The 516-nt window shown below is 48.3% G+C and carries 1 protein-coding gene; it reads left to right on the top strand.

What is annotated here, in order from left to right; all coding sequences use genetic code 11:
• Nucleotides 1-516: permease (locus tag A3756_RS27410; RefSeq protein WP_197481205.1), on the top strand; the 516-nt coding region annotated here is incomplete at both ends.

The following is a 516-nucleotide window of genomic DNA, read 5'->3' as shown; positions in this document are numbered from 1 at the left end:
TAGTTCTGAAAAAAATAACCCTGAAAAGCCTGAAAGTAGTTCAAGTTGTTGCAGCAAAGAAAAACAGCCCGTACATACTACGTCATGCTGCTCCAGCAGTAGTAAGGCAACGAGCGAGCCCGCAACTAACAGTTGCTGTGAAGACTCTCCAGAAAAGCGAGACTGGTTACTCTGGGGGAGCTTAACGCTTTCAATTATCTTCTATGTGTTGGCACTCAGCGAACCCTCTCATGACAACTGGTATGGTGTCATTGCCCACAGCGTTCAAGAACTGCTAAACACTATGTGGTGGAGCATACTGCTCGCCATTGCTTTTGTCGGTGTGTTAAGTCGTATACCCCAGGAATTTATCATCTCGATTCTGGGAAAAGGAGGCACCGTCAAAGGTCTGTGGCGCGCGACATTGGCAGGCGTACTACTCGATTTATGTAGTCACGGAATACTAATGGTCGGCATGGAGCTAAGGCGCAAAGGTGCCAGTCTCGGCCAAGTCATGGCATTTCTTATTGCCAGCCC

Source organism: Oleiphilus sp. HI0086 (genome assembly GCF_001635225.1).
This window is presented reverse-complemented; position numbering and strand designations above follow the sequence as displayed.